General features: G+C 64.5%; 18 protein-coding genes. 10 read left to right on the top strand and 8 right to left on the bottom strand.

Annotation, left to right across the window (positions count from 1 at the left end):
* Nucleotides 1-85: 85 nt before the first annotated feature.
* Nucleotides 86-952, top strand: coding sequence for a sigma-70 family RNA polymerase sigma factor (locus BSY16_RS09855; RefSeq protein WP_069059498.1), 867 nt, complete (start codon nucleotides 86-88; stop codon nucleotides 950-952).
* 21 nt (nucleotides 953-973) lie between these two features.
* Here BSY16_RS09855 and BSY16_RS09850 read toward each other — a convergent pair whose 3' ends face one another.
* Together BSY16_RS09850 and BSY16_RS09845 are read right to left on the bottom strand one after the other, a co-directional pair.
* Nucleotides 974-1,399 (bottom strand): GFA family protein, encoded by a 426-nt coding sequence (locus BSY16_RS09850; protein WP_069059497.1) that lies wholly within the window; start codon nucleotides 1,397-1,399, stop codon nucleotides 974-976.
* 115 nt (nucleotides 1,400-1,514) lie between these two features.
* The gene (locus tag BSY16_RS09845) at nucleotides 1,515-2,252 is read right to left on the bottom strand and encodes a DUF3750 domain-containing protein (RefSeq protein WP_069059496.1); all 738 of its coding nucleotides are present in this window, start codon (nucleotides 2,250-2,252) and stop codon (nucleotides 1,515-1,517) included.
* A gap of 83 nt (nucleotides 2,253-2,335) precedes the next feature.
* Here BSY16_RS09845 and BSY16_RS09840 point away from each other — a divergent pair, with 83 nt between their 5' ends.
* From BSY16_RS09840 to BSY16_RS09830, 3 genes are read left to right on the top strand one after another with little or no spacing between them, the layout of a single operon-like run.
* Complete coding sequence (locus BSY16_RS09840; protein ID WP_069059495.1) at nucleotides 2,336-3,343, top strand: asparaginase; 1,008 nt, start codon at nucleotides 2,336-2,338, stop codon at nucleotides 3,341-3,343.
* A 38-nt stretch (nucleotides 3,344-3,381) separates the two neighbouring features.
* Nucleotides 3,382-3,666 (top strand): type II toxin-antitoxin system RelE/ParE family toxin, encoded by a 285-nt coding sequence (locus BSY16_RS09835; RefSeq protein WP_069059494.1) that lies wholly within the window; start codon nucleotides 3,382-3,384, stop codon nucleotides 3,664-3,666.
* Nucleotides 3,638-3,958 carry a HigA family addiction module antitoxin gene (locus BSY16_RS09830; protein WP_069059493.1) on the top strand — a complete coding sequence of 107 codons (321 nt, stop codon included), beginning with the start codon at nucleotides 3,638-3,640 and terminating at the stop codon, nucleotides 3,956-3,958. Before BSY16_RS09835 ends, BSY16_RS09830 begins: the two co-directional genes overlap by 29 nt.
* On the opposite strand, the gene BSY16_RS09825 is transcribed toward BSY16_RS09830, so the two are convergent.
* Entirely contained in the window at nucleotides 3,959-4,714 is a 756-nt protein-coding gene (locus tag BSY16_RS09825; protein ID WP_069059492.1) for a DeoR/GlpR family DNA-binding transcription regulator, read from the bottom strand.
* Between the two features lie 100 nt (nucleotides 4,715-4,814).
* Between BSY16_RS09825 and BSY16_RS09820 the strand changes: the two genes are divergently transcribed.
* Both BSY16_RS09820 and BSY16_RS09815 read left to right on the top strand, forming a co-directional pair.
* A complete protein-coding gene (locus tag BSY16_RS09820) occupies nucleotides 4,815-5,180 on the top strand; it encodes a DUF4406 domain-containing protein (protein ID WP_069059491.1) in 366 nt (121 codons plus the stop codon).
* Nucleotides 5,181-5,288: 108 nt separating this feature from the next.
* Nucleotides 5,289-5,684: a VOC family protein gene (locus BSY16_RS09815; protein WP_069059490.1), complete on the top strand. Its 396-nt coding sequence runs from the start codon at nucleotides 5,289-5,291 to the stop codon at nucleotides 5,682-5,684.
* Nucleotides 5,685-5,903: 219 nt separating this feature from the next.
* On the opposite strand, the gene BSY16_RS09810 is transcribed toward BSY16_RS09815, so the two are convergent.
* The 3 genes from BSY16_RS09810 to BSY16_RS09800 form a co-directional block, all read right to left on the bottom strand.
* Entirely contained in the window at nucleotides 5,904-6,641 is a 738-nt protein-coding gene (locus BSY16_RS09810) for a DUF4198 domain-containing protein (RefSeq protein WP_069059489.1), read from the bottom strand.
* Between the two features lie 100 nt (nucleotides 6,642-6,741).
* Nucleotides 6,742-7,086 (bottom strand): MmcQ/YjbR family DNA-binding protein, encoded by a 345-nt coding sequence (locus tag BSY16_RS09805; RefSeq protein WP_069059488.1) that lies wholly within the window; start codon nucleotides 7,084-7,086, stop codon nucleotides 6,742-6,744.
* A 55-nt stretch (nucleotides 7,087-7,141) separates the two neighbouring features.
* A complete protein-coding gene (locus BSY16_RS09800; RefSeq protein WP_069059487.1) occupies nucleotides 7,142-7,348 on the bottom strand; it encodes a hypothetical protein in 207 nt (68 codons plus the stop codon).
* A gap of 103 nt (nucleotides 7,349-7,451) precedes the next feature.
* Between BSY16_RS09800 and BSY16_RS09795 the strand changes: the two genes are divergently transcribed.
* Nucleotides 7,452-8,369, top strand: coding sequence for a LysR substrate-binding domain-containing protein (locus BSY16_RS09795; RefSeq protein WP_069059486.1), 918 nt, complete (start codon nucleotides 7,452-7,454; stop codon nucleotides 8,367-8,369).
* On the opposite strand, the gene BSY16_RS09790 is transcribed toward BSY16_RS09795, so the two are convergent.
* A complete protein-coding gene (locus BSY16_RS09790) occupies nucleotides 8,353-9,012 on the bottom strand; it encodes a glutathione S-transferase family protein (RefSeq protein ID WP_069059485.1) in 660 nt (219 codons plus the stop codon). The genes BSY16_RS09795 and BSY16_RS09790 overlap by 17 nt on opposite strands.
* Before the next feature lie 263 nt (nucleotides 9,013-9,275).
* Here BSY16_RS09790 and BSY16_RS09785 point away from each other — a divergent pair, with 263 nt between their 5' ends.
* The 3 genes from BSY16_RS09785 to BSY16_RS09775 all read left to right on the top strand — a co-directional run bounded on the left by BSY16_RS09785 (nucleotide 9,276) and on the right by BSY16_RS09775 (nucleotide 11,624).
* On the top strand, nucleotides 9,276-9,647 hold the full coding sequence (locus BSY16_RS09785; RefSeq protein ID WP_150129919.1) for a hypothetical protein: 372 nt from the start codon (nucleotides 9,276-9,278) through the stop codon (nucleotides 9,645-9,647).
* 65 nt (nucleotides 9,648-9,712) lie between these two features.
* A complete protein-coding gene (locus BSY16_RS09780; RefSeq protein WP_069059483.1) occupies nucleotides 9,713-11,101 on the top strand; it encodes a PepSY-associated TM helix domain-containing protein in 1,389 nt (462 codons plus the stop codon).
* A 22-nt stretch (nucleotides 11,102-11,123) separates the two neighbouring features.
* Nucleotides 11,124-11,624 carry a copper chaperone PCu(A)C gene (locus tag BSY16_RS09775; protein ID WP_069059482.1) on the top strand — a complete coding sequence of 167 codons (501 nt, stop codon included), beginning with the start codon at nucleotides 11,124-11,126 and terminating at the stop codon, nucleotides 11,622-11,624.
* Nucleotides 11,625-11,723: 99 nt separating this feature from the next.
* On the opposite strand, the gene BSY16_RS09770 is transcribed toward BSY16_RS09775, so the two are convergent.
* A complete protein-coding gene (locus BSY16_RS09770) occupies nucleotides 11,724-13,094 on the bottom strand; it encodes a TIGR03808 family TAT-translocated repetitive protein (RefSeq protein ID WP_069059481.1) in 1,371 nt (456 codons plus the stop codon).
* Nucleotides 13,095-13,117: the final 23 nt, after the last annotated feature.

The following is a 13,117-nucleotide window of genomic DNA, read 5'->3' as shown; positions in this document are numbered from 1 at the left end:
TTTGCGCTTCGACTGCGAACCCTGTCACATCGGTGCGGCTTCGTTCGTCATGGCCATGACGCCGCTGAACGAGGGAGTGTGACCGATGGGCGAAAAAAATATTCTGACGGATCGTTTCGAGGCCGAACGCGGGCGTCTCAGCGCCGTGGCCTTCCGCATGCTGGGCTCGCGCGCGGAGGCGGAAGATGCGGTGCAGGAGGCCTGGCTGCGGCTCGAGCGCACGGGTGGCGATGGCATCGACAATCCATCCGGCTGGCTGACGACCGTCGTCGGCCGCATCTGCCTCGACATGCTGCGCGCCCGCACGAGGCGCCGCGAAGACCCGATCGACGGCGACGATGGCGAGATGCAGCATGTCGATCCGCAGGCGGCGGCGGACGAGCAGACGGCGCTTGCCGATTCCGTCGGCCTGGCGCTCCTCGTCGTACTGGAACGCCTGGCGCCGGCCGAACGGCTCGCCTTCGTGCTGCATGACATGTTCGATGTGCCCTTCGAGGAGATCGGCCGCATCGTTGGCCGCACGCCGGTTGCCGCGCGCCAGCTGGCGAGCCGCGCCCGCCGCCGCGTGCAGGGCCTGCCGGAGACGCCGTCAGCGGATTACGAGCGCCGCAAGCGCGTGGTCGCCGCCTTCCTCACGGCCTCTCGCGACGGCGATTTTTCCGGCCTGCTCGCCGTGCTGGATCCCGAGGTGGTCTTCCACGCGGATGCCGACGCGGTGCGGCTCGGCTCGCTCTCGGAAATGCACGGCGCTCAGGCCGTCGCGACAAACTTCAAGGGCAAGGCGACCGCCGCAAGGCTCGCGCTCATCGACGGCCAGCTCGGCCTTGCCGTGGTGCTCGGCGGCGAGCTGCGTGTCGTCGTGCTCATCGAGGTGGAGGGCGAGCGGATCGTCACCATCGATTCCTTGGCCGATCCCGCCCTGCTCGCCGCCATGGAGGTGGTCTATCTCTGATGCAGCAAGACGGCTTCGGCGTCAGGTCGCCGGCTCGAACCGGAGGATTCCGGCGATCCGGGGGCCGGCGCTGGAATCGGCGGGATGGGAAACGCCGTCCATGACCTCCACCGCCGCGAAATCGAAGGGGCTGACGCCGTCGATGCAGGCGACGTTGATGCCGAACTGGTTTGGATTGGAACGGCGCTGGTGGTGGGTGTAGATGCCGCAGGTCTTGCAGAAATAGTGTTTCGCCGTGCCCGTGTTGAATTGATAGAGGGTCAGATTATCTTCGCCCGCCTCAAATTCGATATCCGAAAGCGCTGCGGAGGCGGCGATGGCCCCGCGCATGCGGCAATAGGAGCAGGTGCAACGGCGGATCGTGTTGAATTCGTCCGTCAGCCGCACATGGAACCGCACGGTGCCGCAATGGCAGGCTGCGGCGTATTGTTTTCTATCGTCGCTCATGGCCGCTCTCCGCATCCGACAACGGCACGCGGGGGCGCCCGCGTTGCCAAGTCTCGATTCCATTGCGGCTTACGATCCGTTGATGACACGCGGATGTCCAGCGGCTGTTTTGCCGCTAGATCCCGATCCGCCCGATCGCGGGGATCTTGATCGCCGGCCGGGAGAAATCCACGCCGGCGACGAGGCCCATGATATGCAGCTCCAGCCCGCTGCGCAGGCCGGCCGACACACCGAGCAGGCCGTAGAGCGTCGCATGCACGTCCTTGCCGTCCGCATCGACCGCGAAGAGCTTGCCTTCCGGCAGGTAGTCACGCCCCACTGCATCCGGCGGCAGCACGACGCCGAGTTCCGGCACGGAGCGCAGCACGTGGGCGACGAAAGTGTTGGAGTTCGGCCCCGGCCAGATGCGGTAGCCGCCGGGTTTGGAGTAGGGATAGGCGGCGATGGCCTTCTCGATCTTCGGGATCAACCGCGCCGCCTCGTCGCCGCTGACGCTCACCACCACGCGCGGCGTGTTGGAATACCAGTAGGCATCCGGTGCATAGGCATTCTTGCGCACCGGCGTGCCCCAGCCGACCTTGTCGTAGCGATTGTAGGTTTTCGCGTTCGCCGCCTTGGTGACGATCCAGGCATGGCTCGCCACCGCGCCCTTCATGCCGCCCGTCGCGGCCGAGAAGATGTGGATCGTCGCCCGCGACGTGTCTTCCGCCTTGGGCAGGACGCCGGCCGATTTCCAGTTTGCTTCGCGCCAGTTCGCGGGGCGGTCCTTGATGTACCAGTACCCTGCCGAGGCGAGCGCTGGCATGAGGTAGATCACAAGGAAGAGGACGAGGACGTTCCTCAGCAATTTCATGCGCGACGCTCTAAAACCGAGTGGGCAGGATCAGGAATTTCGGATAATACCGCAGCCGAAACCGGAATTTTGAGGGCATAATCATGGCAAACCCCGTCCTTGTCGAAGTCACCCGCGGCAATCTCGTCGAAAGCCGCCATCGCGGCTTGGTCGTCGTGGTCGATGGCGATGGCAAGGTGGTGTTTTCGCAGGGCGATATCGAAGCCGGCGTCTTCCCGCGCTCGGCCTGCAAGGCCATGCAGGGACTGCCCTTCATTGAAAGCGGCGCAGCCGATGCTTACGGCTTCGGCAACAAGGAACTGGCGCTTGCCTGCTCCTCGCACAATGGCGAACCGGAACATGCCGCCCTTGCCGGCACCATGCTCGCCGCTGCCGGCGTCGATGAGAGCGTGCTGGAATGTGGCGCCCACTGGTCGTTCGAGCAGCCGGTGCTGATCGGCCAGGCGCGCGGGCTCGATCATCCGACCGCGCTCCACAATAATTGTTCCGGCAAACATGCCGGCTTCATCTGCGCTGCCTGCCACACGGGCAAAGACCTCAAGGGCTACGTCCGCTACGAACACCCCGTCCAGGCGGAAATCCGTGGCGTCATGGAAAGCCTGACGGGTGCAGCGCTTGCCACCGACAATTGCGGCGTCGACGGTTGCTCGATCCCGACCTACGCCGTGCCGCTGAAGAGCCTCGCCCACGGCTTCGCCAGGATGGCGACCGGCACCGGCCTGGCCCCCGAGCGCGCCAAAGCCTCGCGTCGGCTGATCGACGCCTGCATGGCCGAACCCTTCTACGTCGCCGGCACCAGGCGCGCCTGCACCCGTCTCATGGAAACCGCGCCTGGCCGCATCTTCGCCAAGACCGGCGCCGAAGGCGTCTTCTGCGCCGCGATCCCCGAACAGGGCATCGCGATTGCCCTGAAATGCGAGGACGGCACCACCCGCGCCGCCGAAAGCATGGTCGCCGCCGCGCTCGCGCGCTTCTTCAAGAACGAACCGGACATTCACGCCGCCCTGATGGCCCAGGCCAACCGCTCCATGTCCAACTGGAACGGCATCCATGTCGGCGATATCCGCGTGACGGAAGCGTTTGCCGCCTGAAAATTGACGCCCTGTAACGTTATGCGTTATACTGATGCATGATCAAAAGCTTCGCCGACCGCGAGACCGAACTGATCTGGTCGGGCCGTCGAAGCCGCCGGCTTCCGGCTGACATGCAGGCCATTGCATTGCGCAAGCTGCGCATGCTTCACGCTGCGATGGCGATAACCGACCTTCGGGTGCCGCCCGGCAATCGGCTGGAGCTTTTGAAGGGAAACCTGGCCGGGCTTTACTCGATCCGGATCAATGACCAGTGGCGCATCTGTTTCGGCTGGTCGCAAGGAGATGCTATCGATGTCCGCATCATCGACTATCATGACTGACGACCTGCTGCCCAACCCGCATCCCGGCGATATCCTGCTGGAGGAATTCCTTCAGCCGATGGAGATCAGCCAGAATGCGTTGGCGCGCGCTGTCCATGTTCCGCCGCGCCGCATCAACGAGATCGTACTCGGCAAGCGGCAGGTCACCGCCGATACGGATTTGCGGCTCACACGCTATTTCGGCCTGTCGGAAGGCTATTTCCTGCGCCTTCAGGCTGAATTCGACCTCATGCAGAAGCGTCGAGAGATCGGTCACGATCTCCAACGCATCACGCCGCGCGACGCTGCCTGATCACGCTTCGACGATCTCCACATCCAGGTCCCGATAGGGCGCCAGCACCTCCGGCATCAGCCCGGCCGGCACGATGAGGCCGGTGGCGGCGGGCAGGGGCATGATGCGCCATGGGGACGCGCGGCCGAGTTTTTCCTGTGTCAGTAGCACGAAGGTTGCAGCCGCGTTTTCGGCGATGATGCGCTTGGTCGCCGCTTCCTCCATGTCGCCGGTGGTCAGCCCGTGCGTCGGGTGGGCGGCGGTCACGCCCATGAAGTAGAGATCCGCCTTCAGGCTGCGGATCATCTCGAGCGCCGCCGCGCCGCCTGTCACCATCGAATGTTTGTAGAGCCTGCCGCCGATCAGCACGACCTCGGCTGTCGGGTGGCGTTCCAGCTCGCAGGCGATCGTCGGGCTGTGCGTGACGACCGTGAAGGCGAAGCCGCGCGGCAGGGCGCGGGCCAGTGCCGCCGTGGTGGTGCCGCCGTCGACGAAGATGACCTGTTCCGGCTTGACCATATCAGCCGCCCGGGCGCCGAGCGCTGCCTTCTCGTCGCTTGCGACCGCTTGGCGGGCCGCAAAATCCGGCAGCGGTGGGACAAGCGGCAGCGCGCCGCCGTGCACCCGTTTCAGCAGGCCCTCCGCGGCCATTTCCCGGAGATCCCGGCGGATCGTGTCCTCCGATAGCGCCAGTTCGCCAGCCAGCGTCTTGGCGACGATTTCCCCCTCGCGGTTCAGCCGCTCGGCGATCAGGGCTTTTCTCTGGCTGGTCAGCATGTCTGCACGCTCCGTCTTGACTCTGCGCGAAACTACACGAATATTCATGAAGTATCCAGAATTATCCGGATATTTCATGCAAAATTGTAAGGAGTACGACATGTTGATCCTGATCGCCGGCCCCTATCGCTCGGGCACCGGGGACGACCCGCACAGGATGGCGGAGAACCTGAAGCGGCTGGAGGCGCCATCCTACGCGTTGTTTCAGGCCGGCCATGTGCCGATGATCGGCGAATGGGTGGCGCTGCCCGTCTGGAATGCCGCCGGCGGCAAGACGATCGGTGACGCGCTGCACGAGGAGATTTTTTATCCCGTGGCGCACCGTCTGCTGGCGCTGTGCGAAGGTGTGCTGCGCCTGCCGGGTGAATCGAAAGGGGCGGACAATGACGTGCGTATCGCGCGCGAACGCGGCATTCCGGTCTGGTATCGGCTGGAGGACGTGCCGGGCTGCGCGGTTGCGGCATAATTTTTCGCCGGCCTTGTCGGGAAGGGTCGGCCTGCTACGTCCTTGTGGCATGACGGGGTGATCCGCCGGCGGCGGACCCCGCATCGCAAACAAACCAGGAGGATTTCCATGCGCATGATTTTCGTCAACCTGCCCGTCAAGGACCTGCCCGCAACCCGCCGCTTCTTCAATGCGCTCGGCTTTTCGTTCAACGAGCAGTTCAGCGACGACACCGCCGCCTGCATGGTGGTGGACGAGAATATCTTCGTCATGCACCTGACCGAGGAAAAGTTCGCCCAGTTTGTGACGGGCAAGGTCGGCGATCCGGAACAGCAGACGCAGGTGCTGACCTGCCTCTCGGCCACCAGCCGCCAGGAGGTCGATGACTTCAAGGCCAAGGCGCTCGCTGCCGGCGGCCGGGAGTGGAAGCCGAACATGGAGTTCGGCCCGATGTACGGCTGCTCCTTCCAGGACATCAACGGCAATGTCTGGGAATTAATGCACATGGACCAGTCGGGCGGCTGATCGGCCTGCATTGGAAGCAAGAGCCTGCGCCTCCCGGCGCAGGCCTCAGCGCATTGAAAAACCGCGCCTCCCACTGCCGTCATCCTCCGCCTTGAGCCGAGGATCCAATCTTCTCAACGGCTTATGGACGCTCGGGTCGAGCCCGAGCATGACGGAGGAGGGATTTTCGGGATTTTGTCAGCAGTCTCGGGCCTGCGCCTTCTGGCGCAGGTCTTTTTCTCAGTCGTCGTGGCTATGTGCCTCGGCGACAAAACTCAGCGTCGCGGTGTAGCCGATCTTGTCGGCCTTCGGGTCGTTTTCCAGTGGCACGCTGTGATCGACCGACAGCACGTTCAGCCCGTCATTGCGGATCGCCACGACGACCTCGCCATCCGCGTCCGTCGGGTCGCTCTTGAGTGTCGCCTGGTTAATATAGTCGAGCGTCACGACCGCGCCGGCAAGCGGCTTGCCGTCATGGAGCACGCGCAGCCGGATCGGGTCGCCGGCCTTGCGGCCGATGGGGTTGTCGAGCGGTACGATCTGCAGGTCCTGCTTCGGGAAGGCGGGCAGCGCGTCGTGTACGTGCAGAAGCGAGAGGCTGTTCTTGATGTAGTGGCCGGTGGCCTTGGCGTCCGCGACCTTGTCCTTCGCCTCGTTCACCCATTTGCCGTCGGTCTTTTCCGTCCAGTAGCCGTTGTCGAAGGTCAGGACGATGGCGGCGGGCTCGCCTTCGGGCTTCAGGATTGCGTGTTTTTCCCGCTTTTCGATCGCAACCGGCGTCGCCGCGCCATTCTCGCCAATCGCAACGGCCGTGCTGATGCGCGCCGGGTCATAGGCATCGTCGCCGGCGCCGTGGCCATAGATGACGCCGAGTTCACCCCAGCGCTCCGCCACCCAGGCGCCATGCGCGCTGGCGGTGACGGGAAGAAGAAGGGCGAGCGAAAGCGCACCCGAAACAGCGATGATCTGCCTCAGCATTTTTGTCTCCAAAATAGTAATGTTATTACGTTACGAAACTGGTTTAGCCTTCGCCCGGGCGGGCTGTCAAGCGTGGCAAGGTTGAAAGGGGATATGCGGTTCAGGTGAGCTTGCGCAGCTTTGCCGGCGCCTTGAAGCGCCAGGCCTCAGCCATGCGGTGGCGCAGTTCCGCATCGTCGATCGCCGCGGCCCGCACGAGCAAGGCGGGCCAACCCTTGTAATGGTTGGTTTCGTAGTAGATCCCGGGCGCCATCTCGATCAGGCGCTCCTTCTCGTCCATTGGCGCCATCAACACCAATGTCTGGGCATCCTTGATGCGCAGGAAGAGTTTCCCGGCCACCTTCAGCGCCGGCGTGCCATAGGACGTGCCGGTCTCGACGCCCGGCAAATCCACGGCAAGGCGCTGGAGGCGCGCCACCAGCATCTGGGTCTCATCGTCCGGCATGCCAAATCCTCCCCGGTGATCTTACACCGGGGAGGCGCCGACTGCGAAGGGAGGATCAGGTCGGGCGGATGCAGGGACGCGATGCGGCCTCGGAGGAGAGGCGCGGTGTGCGGAAGAGACCGAAGGGCAGGTCTCCCAGCGCGCGGGCGTCCATCGTCTCGATATCGGGATGGGAGAGCGGATCGCGCATCCAGACGGGCGCGTCCGCTGCATCAGCCTCGGCCCTGAGGGCTTCGGCGAACCTGGAGAAAATCTTGAGCATTGCCTTCTCCTTGCGGTGCGTTACCATTGTCGATGCCTGATAATCACGCCGAAAGGCAAATTCCGCAATCGAGTAGTTCAAGACCTGGTTATAGAAAAGCTATATGAAAAATCTCAACCGCATCCATCTCAACGGTCTGCGCGCGTTGGAAGCGGTAGGGCGGCTCGGCTCACTCCAGGCGGCGGCGGAAGAGCTGGGCGTCACGGTCGGCGCGGTCAGCCAGCAGATCATCAAGGCGGAAGAGCAGCTTGGCCGTGCGATCTTCGACCGCACCGCCCGCGGCCTGCAGCAGACGGCCTTCGGCACGCCGTTCCTTTCGCGCCTCTCCGCCGCCTTTCGCCAGCTCTCCGAAGCGGTCGCGACCACCCAGCGCCGCGACGATGCGATCCTGACCATTTCCGTCGCGCCGATCTTCGCCTCGCGCTGGCTCATCCACCGCATCGACCGTTTTGCCGCCGCCCATCCCGACATCAGCCTGCGCATCGAGGCGACGACGACGCTGGTCGATCTCGCGCGCTCCGACGTCGATCTCGGCATTCGCGTCGGCCCCGGCACGTGGCCGGATGTCACGGCTGAGTTTTTGCTGCCGCAGGTGATGTTCCCGGTCTGCGCGCCGGCGCTGGCGGAAAGAATCAAGACACCGCAGGACCTCGCCGAGCAGCCGGCGGTGGTCGATGGCAACGATGCCTTCACCTGGGAGCGCTGGCTGAAGGCGGCAGGCCTTGCCATTGCGCCGCCGAAGGCGCGGCATGTGTTTTCCGACGCCTCGCTCTGCCTGGATGCGGCGCTCGCCGGGCAGGGGGTGCTGCTCGCCTGGCCGGTGCTGGCCTCCTGGGCGCTGAAGGAGGGGCGGCTGGTCGCGCCGTTCCCCATCCGCGTGGAGACCGGCATGGGCTATTATTTCGTGACGGCCCCGGGCATGCCGGAGCCGCGCAAGGTCTCGCTCTTCAAGCGATGGCTGCGCGCAGCCATCGCCGAGGATGAGGATGGTTTTGCCGGCGCGGTCATTCCAGCTCGGTAAGCCGCGTCGCCATCATCGCTTTGAAGGCCGGGCGCGACTGGCAGGCGTCGAGCCACGCCTTGACGTTGGGCGCCGCATCGAAAAGCTCCGGCTGGCTCATCGCATAGCGGAAAACCTCCGCAACATTGAGATCGGCAACGGTGAAGCGGTCGCCGACGACATGGCCGGTCGCGGCAAGATGCCGGTCGAACCGCTTGAAACACTTTTTCAGCGCCTTGGTCGCCGCACGGATCGTCAGCCGTCCCTGTTCGGTTTCGGCGGCCCGCGTATCGAGCGCCAAAATGATCTTCACCGCGTGCGGCTCCACCTCCGTCGCCGCCCACATCGTCCATTCCAGCATCTGCGCCTCTTCCGTCACCGTCTGGCCGGCGAGCGGGCCGCCATGCTTGCGGGTGAGATAGAGGTTGATGGCGAGCGATTCCGTCATCACGAAGCCGCCGTCGTCGATGCAGGGGATAAGGCCGGTCGGATTGACGGCCAGAAAATCCGGCGACTGGGTGTTGATGGGCGCATCGGCCGCCAGCGGATCGTCGACGCGGCGCGCCTGCACGATCGGAACCGAGACGAAGGGCAGGCCAAGCTCGCCGGCGAGCCAATAGTTGCGCGACGCGCGGGAGCGATAGACGCCGTAAATGGTGAGCATGGATCCTCCAGGGGGCAAATCCGCTTTCGCCGGGACTTGCGCGAGAACAAAGAGCCGGGCCATGTTTGCCGTTAGAGAAGGACGAAACTGCCGGGCGCGGGCGCCACAATAGGGGGCGGTCGGGTGAAGTGGTAGAGCGCCGGCCTGATCGATCGATGAATTGTCGTGATGGCAGGCCCGCTTGTCGCATTGACCTTCCACCGGCATAGGTCTAAGGGCGAAATGTCCGCAAATGCGGATGGGGACGATCGATGACACGAGGCATGACACGCTGGGCCGCCTGCCTGCGCATTCTCTGCGCAGTTGCCCTGCTGTTTGTCGGTTTTGCCCACCAACCCGCCTCGGCCACGCAACCCACCGCACTCGAGCTTGTGCAATACACGCTGCCGGATGGAACGCTGCCGGACCTCTGCCTCGATGGCAGCGTCGACGGCAAGACCAGGCATGTCATGCCGATCAAATGCGAGGCCTGCCGCATCGGCAGTGCCATGCTGATGCCGGCGCCGGCCGATCTCGACGGCGCCGTTCTTGCCTTCCGCCATGTCTCAGCCCTGCCGCTCGCCGAAGAGGCGCTGCGCTCCAGGCGCGAACGGCCCGGCTCGCCGCCGCGCGCGCCACCCTTCCTGTCCGTCTGATGTTCTGAGCCTGAGCGGCGGCATGCCGTCGCGCGCCTGAAATCCAGCCTGACGGGACTTTTTGCATGTCCGTAGTTTTTGATGCGCCGGCCGCTGCCGTCGCCGAACCTTCCGCGCTTGCGCAGCGCCTCTACCGCGCCATCTGGCGCTGGCACTTCTTCGCCGGCCTTCTCGCCGTGCCCTTCATGATCAGCCTCGCCATCACCGGCGGGCTCTACCTCTTCAACGACGAGATCGACGCCAGCCTCTTCCGCTACCGCAACTATGTGACGGTCGGCAGCGCGGAACTTGCCCCCTCCGTCATCGCGGAGAAGGCGGTCAGCGCCGTGCCGGGCGCAAAATTCTCCACCTACCGCACCCCGGCCGGTACCGACCGGTCAGCGCGGGTGACGGTCTCGACGGAGGCCGGCAAGGTGCTCGTCTTCGTCGACCCCTATACGGGGAACGTACTCGACACGGTGGGCGCGGCAGAAGAATTCAACCAGGTCGTCGAGGACCTGCACAGCCTCGATTATTTCGGCACCTCCTGGGAGCGCATCATCGAAGTGGTCGCCGGTTTCGCCATCGTCCTGACGCTGACCGGCATCTATCTCTGGTGGCCGCGCAACCAGACCGGCGGCGTCGTCAGCGTGCGCGGCACGCCGGCGCGGCGCGTCTTCTGGCGCGATCTGCATGCCGTCACCGGCATTTTCGCCAGCGTCGTCATTCTGTTCCTCGCCTTCAGCGGCCTCTTATGGTCCGGCTTCTGGGGTGCCAAGGTCAACGCGACCCTGACTGCGAACGGCATGGGCTATCCGGTCGAGCTTTGGGACCAGGTGCCGCATTCCATGCTGGTGACGACGGATGTGCTGCCGAAGGCCTCGTGGCTGATGGAAAACGCCCCGGTGCCGGAATCGACCGTCCCGACCGATGGCCAGACCGCGCTGCCGCCAATCGGCCTCGACAATGCCGTGACGATCGCCAATGCCGCCGGCATGTTGCCCGGCTACGACCTGTCGCCGCCGTCAGGCGAGACCGGCGTCTACACCGCGGCGATCTTTCCGGCCGACCTGGACTACGAGCGCACGATCCACATCGACCAGTATACCGGCGAGCGCCTCGTCGATACCGCCTTTGCCGACTATCCGGCGACGGGCAAGCTGATCGAATGGGGCATCAACGTGCACAAGGGGCAGGAATGGGGACTGTTCAACCAACTCCTCATGCTGTCCACCTGTTTCGTCGTCATCGCCATGAGTGTCTCGGCCGTCGTCATGTGGTGGAAGCGCCGTCCGAAGGGCCGCATCGGCGTGCCGCCGGCGCCCCGCGAAACCCGCATCTATCTCGGCCTCTGGGCGATCGCCGCCGTCTTTGGTGTGCTCTTCCCGCTGACCGGCCTCACCATCCTCGCCATGATCGTCCTCGATCAAGGCGTCATCCGCTTCGTGCCGCCGCTGCGGCGCATCTTCTCCTGATCGTAACCGAAAGGACTTTTCCATGAACCGCATTCTCGCAACCGCCCTTGCGCTGGCGCTTTCCGCCTCCGCTGCCTTCGCCCACGATTTCAAGGCCGGCATGCTCGAAGTCCACCACCCGACCTCCAAGGCGACGCTGCCCGGCCAGCCCGTCGGTGGTGGCTTCATGACCATCACCAATACCGGTCCGGACGCCGACCGGCTCGTCTCGATCACCGCGCCGGACGTCTCCGACGACGTGCAGATCCATGAAATGGCGGTGGAAAACGACGTCATGAAGATGCGCCAACTGCCGGACGGCATCGAAATCCCGGCCGGCGCCAAGCTGGAACTCAAGTCCGGCGGCCTGCACATCATGTTCATGCGCATCAAGCACCCCTTCAAGGAGGGCGAAACCTTCAAGGCGACGCTGAATTTCGAAAAGGCCGGCAAGCTCGACGTGGACTTCAAGATCGAAAGCGCGAAGCCCAACGCAAAGCAGGGCGAGGGCGCCTCCGGCAACCACGAAGGCCATGGCGGCTGAAAAAGCGGATGAGGGAGCGATGCGGAAGGCTGCTCCCTCATCCACCATGGCACCTCCCCGTTCGGGCAAGAAGGAGAGGTGCATGCGAAGGGGCGGTGTTTAGCCCGCCCGGTTCCGTTCGATCGTCAGGTGCGCGTAATCGGAAGACGCCCTGGCGAGGTCGCCGGTTGTGCGTTCCTTCCAGCGGTAGCCGGCAATGGCTGCCTCCGGTGTGTCTTCGAAGATGTTGCCTGTGATGAGGGCGGATCCCGCCTCCTCGACGACCGTCACCATGCAGCCCACCGGGCTCTTGCGCACCAGGTTGCCGCTGACGACGAGGCCGCGCATGAAGGGCCCCCAGCCGAGTGCCAGCCCCCATTTCGGCGCGTTCTCGATTGTGTTGCCGGAGACGACGGTGTCGGCCTCCACCGCGATGCCGAAGCCGAAGCCGGCGCCGTCATGCACATAGGGGCCTTCAAGCTTGAGGTTGCGTACGACATTGCCGGTGACGGTGGCGAGCCTGCCGCCCTCGTTGAAATTAACGATGAGGATGCCGTTGGCGGCCCCGTCGATCAGGTTGCCGTTGACGATCGCGCCCTCGAAGCCGAATTCCGAGTAGATCGCCGTCTCGCCGCTGTCGAGGCAGGTATTGCCTGATATCTGCACGTTCGAGCCGGCATTGGATCGGATGGCGGAGAAGGCGCAGCCGGAGACGTGGTTGTTGGTAATCATCACGTCGTCGGCTCGAAAAATGTTGATGCCGTTGCCGTACTGGCCGGTGCCGCCCTGGGTGGCGGCGATGCGCGCGATGCGGTTGCCGGAGACGATGGTGCCGTCGCGACCCTTCTGCCAGCGATGGATCAGGATGCCGCCATTGCCGCAATCGAAGACCTGGTTGCCGGTGACGAAGAGATCGTGGCTGTCGACGGCGTAGAGCGCGTATTCGGCGGCACCCGACAGCCGGTTGCGTTCGATGCGGCCGCCGGAGCGTTCCAGGCTGACGGCGGTCTTCGAAGAACCCCGGATCTCGCAGTTCTCGATCGTCACATTGACGACATTGCTGAGATGCACGAGGCCCTGGACGGTATCGTCGAGCCAGCGGTTGGCCCCGTCGATGACGAGATTGGCAAGTTCCACGCGGGCAAGTCCGTCGGCGGCGAAGAGATGGCCGTCGCCGCCATAGATGATGCGGGTGGCGCCCGGCACGCCGGTGATGCGCGCATTGTCGGGCAGCGTGATGTTGGAGATGACATAATCGCCCGGCGGCAGGAAGACCGGCAGGTTTTTAGCGGCCGCTTCCTTGATGAGCTTGGCGAAGGCCTTGCTCTTGCGGTCGCCGGCACCCGGCCGGATGCCGTGGGCCGAGGCATCGATACTGCCCCGTAAATCGACATCGATGATCGGCAGCCGCGGCGTCTGGGCAAGCGCCGGGGTAGCGATGCCTGCCGCGCCAAGACCCAAAGCTGAGAGAAACAACCGTCTGCTAACCATGATAACTCCTAGTCCGCCAAGGA

The sequence above is a fragment of the Sinorhizobium sp. RAC02 genome, from assembly GCF_001713395.1.
Lineage (GTDB): Bacteria > Pseudomonadota > Alphaproteobacteria > Rhizobiales > Rhizobiaceae > Shinella.
The sequence above is the reverse complement of the archived record's forward strand: the minus strand, read 5'-3'. Positions and strand labels throughout refer to the sequence as shown.

Excerpts from the sequence above, each read along its gene's own strand:
- BSY16_RS09845 (WP_069059496.1), bottom strand. The coding sequence starts at position 2,252 with ATGAAATTGCTGAGGAACGTCCTCGTCCTCTTCCTTGTGATCTACCTC.
- BSY16_RS09810 (WP_069059489.1), bottom strand. The coding sequence starts at position 6,641 with ATGCTGAGGCAGATCATCGCTGTTTCGGGTGCGCTTTCGCTCGCCCTT.
- BSY16_RS09855 (WP_069059498.1), top strand. The coding sequence starts at position 86 with ATGGGCGAAAAAAATATTCTGACGGATCGTTTCGAGGCCGAACGCGGG.
- BSY16_RS09800 (WP_069059487.1), bottom strand. The coding sequence starts at position 7,348 with ATGCTCAAGATTTTCTCCAGGTTCGCCGAAGCCCTCAGGGCCGAGGCT.
- BSY16_RS09795 (WP_069059486.1), top strand. The coding sequence starts at position 7,452 with ATGAAAAATCTCAACCGCATCCATCTCAACGGTCTGCGCGCGTTGGAA.
- BSY16_RS09840 (WP_069059495.1), top strand. The coding sequence starts at position 2,336 with ATGGCAAACCCCGTCCTTGTCGAAGTCACCCGCGGCAATCTCGTCGAA.
- BSY16_RS09820 (WP_069059491.1), top strand. The coding sequence starts at position 4,815 with ATGTTGATCCTGATCGCCGGCCCCTATCGCTCGGGCACCGGGGACGAC.
- BSY16_RS09805 (WP_069059488.1), bottom strand. The coding sequence starts at position 7,086 with ATGCCGGACGATGAGACCCAGATGCTGGTGGCGCGCCTCCAGCGCCTT.
- BSY16_RS09835 (WP_069059494.1), top strand. The coding sequence starts at position 3,382 with ATGATCAAAAGCTTCGCCGACCGCGAGACCGAACTGATCTGGTCGGGC.
- BSY16_RS09785 (WP_150129919.1), top strand. The coding sequence starts at position 9,276 with ATGACACGCTGGGCCGCCTGCCTGCGCATTCTCTGCGCAGTTGCCCTG.
- BSY16_RS09850 (WP_069059497.1), bottom strand. The coding sequence starts at position 1,399 with ATGAGCGACGATAGAAAACAATACGCCGCAGCCTGCCATTGCGGCACC.
- BSY16_RS09815 (WP_069059490.1), top strand. The coding sequence starts at position 5,289 with ATGCGCATGATTTTCGTCAACCTGCCCGTCAAGGACCTGCCCGCAACC.
- BSY16_RS09790 (WP_069059485.1), bottom strand. The coding sequence starts at position 9,012 with ATGCTCACCATTTACGGCGTCTATCGCTCCCGCGCGTCGCGCAACTAT.
- BSY16_RS09825 (WP_069059492.1), bottom strand. The coding sequence starts at position 4,714 with ATGCTGACCAGCCAGAGAAAAGCCCTGATCGCCGAGCGGCTGAACCGC.
- BSY16_RS09770 (WP_069059481.1), bottom strand. The coding sequence starts at position 13,094 with ATGGTTAGCAGACGGTTGTTTCTCTCAGCTTTGGGTCTTGGCGCGGCA.
- BSY16_RS09775 (WP_069059482.1), top strand. The coding sequence starts at position 11,124 with ATGAACCGCATTCTCGCAACCGCCCTTGCGCTGGCGCTTTCCGCCTCC.
- BSY16_RS09780 (WP_069059483.1), top strand. The coding sequence starts at position 9,713 with ATGTCCGTAGTTTTTGATGCGCCGGCCGCTGCCGTCGCCGAACCTTCC.
- BSY16_RS09830 (WP_069059493.1), top strand. The coding sequence starts at position 3,638 with ATGTCCGCATCATCGACTATCATGACTGACGACCTGCTGCCCAACCCG.